5 protein-coding genes are annotated in these 3466 nt (G+C 66.1%); all 5 read left to right on the top strand.

All coding sequences use genetic code 11. From position 1 onward, the window contains the following. A partial coding sequence (locus ACN269_RS34465; RefSeq protein WP_421477486.1) for a peptidylprolyl isomerase occupies positions 1–525 on the top strand: 525 nt, incomplete at its 5' end. 109 nt (positions 526–634) lie between these two features. Next, the gene (gene ehuB / locus ACN269_RS34460) at positions 635–1534 is read left to right on the top strand and encodes an ectoine/hydroxyectoine ABC transporter substrate-binding protein EhuB (RefSeq protein WP_421477485.1); all 900 of its coding nucleotides are present in this window, start codon (positions 635–637) and stop codon (positions 1532–1534) included. 9 nt (positions 1535–1543) lie between these two features. Next, positions 1544–2260: an ectoine/hydroxyectoine ABC transporter permease subunit EhuC gene (ehuC, locus tag ACN269_RS34455; RefSeq protein ID WP_421477484.1), complete on the top strand. Its 717-nt coding sequence runs from the start codon at positions 1544–1546 to the stop codon at positions 2258–2260. Continuing rightward, a complete protein-coding gene (gene ehuD, locus ACN269_RS34450) occupies positions 2257–2916 on the top strand; it encodes an ectoine/hydroxyectoine ABC transporter permease subunit EhuD (protein WP_421477482.1) in 660 nt (219 codons plus the stop codon). Before ehuC ends, ehuD begins: the two co-directional genes overlap by 4 nt. A gap of 1 nt (position 2917) precedes the next feature. Further along, on the top strand, positions 2918–3466 hold a 549-nt coding region (locus ACN269_RS34445), incomplete at its 3' end, for an amino acid ABC transporter ATP-binding protein (RefSeq protein WP_421477481.1).

Here is a 3466-nt window from a genome sequence, read left to right as displayed (position 1 = left end):
CCGACCGAGCCGGCGCAGGTCAGCGCCAGCATGGCGACCAATCAGGGCAATATCGGCCTGATGCTGGACAACGGTAAATCCCCGTGCACGGTGAACAGCTTCGCCAGCTTGGCCCAGCAGGGCTACTTCAATGAGACCCCGTGCCATCGGCTGACCACCTCGGCCGGCCTGTCGGTGCTGCAGTGCGGCGACCCGACCGGCACGGGGACCGGCGGGCCCGGCTACCAGTTCGCCAACGAGTACCCGACCAACCAGTACCAGCCCGATGACCCGGCGCTGCAGAACCCAGTGATCTATCCGCGCGGCACGCTGGCGATGGCCAACGCCGGACCCGGCACCAACGGCAGCCAGTTCTTCCTGGTCTACCGCGATTCTCAGTTGCCGCCCAATTACACCGTGTTCGGCACGATCGACGAGACCGGGCTGGCGACGCTGGACAAGATCGCTGAGGGCGGCGTCGCCGGTGGTGGGCAGGATGGCACACCCTCCACTGACGTGCAGATCACCTCGATCCTGCTGGACTGAGTGCGGCCAGCGTCGGGGCCGACCCTTTGACCTGTCCCGCCGCCGGGGCATACGTTCACTACGCATGGTTGTGAGCGACGTGAACGTGTGACGGCGAAAAGGACTGGCAATGGCGGACTGGACACGACGACAATTCTTCCGGGTCGGGGCGGTCACTGGTGCGGTGACGCTGGGCGGTTCGGCCGTATTGGCCGGCTGCTCGAGGGTGCCCGAAAGTGGTGAAGGCGGCACGCTGGCACGGATCAGGGAGGCGGGCTCGATCAAGATCGGCATCGCCGGTGAGGTGCCCTACGGCTACACCGAGGGCGACGAGGTCACCGGCGAAGCCCCCGAGGTCGCCAAGGCCGTGTTCGCTGCCATGGGGATCGACAACGTCGACGCCACCCAGGTGGAGTTCGGTCAGCTGATCCCGGCGCTGAACGCCGGCCAGTACGACATGGTGGCCGCCGGGATGGCGATCCTGCCGAGCCGGTGCGAGAACGCCCAGTTCAGCGCGGTCGACTACGTCACCCCGACCGCGCTGCTGGTCCCCACCGGAAACCCGGAGCAGGTCAACAACTTCCAGGACATCCTGGACAAGAACCTCGCGATCGCGGTGCTGTCGGGCACCGTCGAGGAGGCCGTCGCCCGCGACATCGGCATCCCCGCCGACCGGATCCAGCCCTACGACGGACAGCCGGAGATGCTGCAGGCCCTGCTCGACAACCGCGCCTATGCCGGTGCGCTGACTGACATTTCGCTGCGCCGGATGGTGGCCGACAACCCGGACGCACCGCTGGAGGTCACCGCGGGCTTCGTGCCGGTCGTCGAGGGCCAAGAGCAGATCCAGGCCGGCGGTTTCGTGTTCCGCACCGGTGACGACGACCTCGTCGCGGAGTTCAACACCGAATTGGACAAGCTGCACGCCAGCGGCGAGTGGCTGGAGATCGTCCAGCCGTTCGGATTCACCGAGGACAATGTGCCACCCGAGGACCTGACAACCGAACAACTCTGCGAGGGCGCCGTCTAGGCAGTCGGCGTGTTCGACAACGTCGGACTGTTCGTCGAGACGATCTCGCGCGGACTGCTACTCACGGTGCAGGCCACCGTCGGCGGGATCCTGATCGCCACGGTGCTCGCGCTGGCGTCCGGGCTCGCGATGCTTTCGACGTCGCGTATTGTCCGGGCGATCGCCCGCATCTACGTGGAGATCTGGCGTGGCACCTCCGAGGTGGTGCAGCTGATGTGGATCTACTTCGTGTTGCCGGTGCTGGTGGGCTACCAGATCGTGCCACTGGCCGCCGGCATCGCGGTACTCGGGCTGAACTTCGGCGCCTACGGAGCCGAGATCGTCCGTGGCGCAATACAATCCGTGCCTCGCGCACAATACGAAGGCGCCGTCGCGTTGAGCCTCACCCCCGCCCAGCGGATGCGGCGGGTGATCCTGCCGCAGGCGCTGGTCGAGATGGTGCCGCCGTTCAACAACCTGTTCATCCAGTTGCTCAAGGGCAGTTCGCTGCTGACCATCATCACCGTGCACGAGATGACCTATCAGGCCCGCGAAGTGCTGATCGACCGGTTCATCTCGCAGGCCGCCGTGATCTGGACGATCGTGTTGCTGTTCTATCTCGTGCTGGCCGTGCTGATCACCGTCGGGATGCGGGCGCTGGAGCGGTGGGCGGCAAAACTGGTGGGGCGCAAGCTACCCGAACGCCGCGGGCTGCGCGCGGCGTTCCAACGGGCCGGTGACCGATGATCTGGGACTGGGAATTCGCCTGGGAGGTGCTGCCCCGGATCGTCGTGGACGGGTTGCGGATCACGCTGGTGGCCACCGCGGCGGGTTCGGTGCTCGCGTATGCGCTGGGCTTGGTGCTGGCCCTGCTGCGCCGATCGCACTTCGCGGTGGTCCGCACCGTCACCTGGGCATTCATCGAGTTCGTCCGCAGCACCCCACTGCTCGTGCAGATCTTCTTCTTCTTTTTCGTGCTGCCCGACATCGGGTTGAAGTTCGACCCGCTGACCACCGGGATCCTCGCGCTCGGCCTGCACTATTCGACCTACGCGGCCGAGGTGTACCGGGCCGGCATCGAGGCGGTGCCGGCCGGGCAGTGGGAGGCCGCGATCGCGCTCAACCTGCCGCGCTGGCGGACCTGGGTGGCGGTGATCCTGCCGCAGGCGATCCCGCGGGTGCTGCCGGCGCTCGGCAACTATGCGATCTCGATGCTCAAGGAGACGCCGCTGCTGCTGATGATCGGCGTGCTCGACATCGTCGGGGTGGCCAATCAGGTTGGCTCGCGGTCGTTCCGTTACGTCGAGCCGATCACCATCGCCGGCATCCTGTTCCTGATCCTGAGCTACTCGGCATCCCTACTGGTTCGATGGTTGGAGCGGCGTGTCGCCTACAGCAACTGAAATGATCAAGTTCGACCGTGTCGTCAAGAGGTTCGGTGACCACGTGGTCCTCGATCAGCTCGATTTCACCGTGGCGCCGGGCGAATTCGTGTCGCTGATCGGGCCGAGCGGGTCGGGCAAGACGACGATCCTGCGCCTGGTGATGACGTTGGAGAGGATCAGCGACGGACGCATTTACGTCGACGGGAACTGCCTGACCCACATGCCGCGCGGATCCAAACAGGTGTCTGCCGACGAGAAGTACCAACGTCGGATCCGCAAACGCATCGGCATGGTGTTCCAGCAGTTCAACCTGTTCCCCAATATGCGGGTGCTGCAGAACATCACCGAGGCCCCGATCCGCTCGCTGGGCCTGTCCCGCGCTGAGGCCGAGGACCGGGCCCGCGACCTGCTGCAGATGGTGGGGCTGGCCGACAAGGTCAACGCACATCCTTCGGAGCTGTCCGGCGGCCAGCAGCAGCGCGTGGCGATCGCCCGGGCGCTGGCGATGCGGCCGGATGTGCTGCTGCTCGACGAGGTCACCTCGGCGCTGGATCCCGAACTGGTCGCC

The sequence above is a fragment of the Micromonospora sp. WMMD736 genome, assembly GCF_049179015.1.
Classification (GTDB): domain Bacteria; phylum Actinomycetota; class Actinomycetes; order Mycobacteriales; family Micromonosporaceae; genus Micromonospora.
The sequence above is the reverse complement of the archived record's forward strand: the minus strand, read 5'-3'. Positions and strand labels throughout refer to the sequence as shown.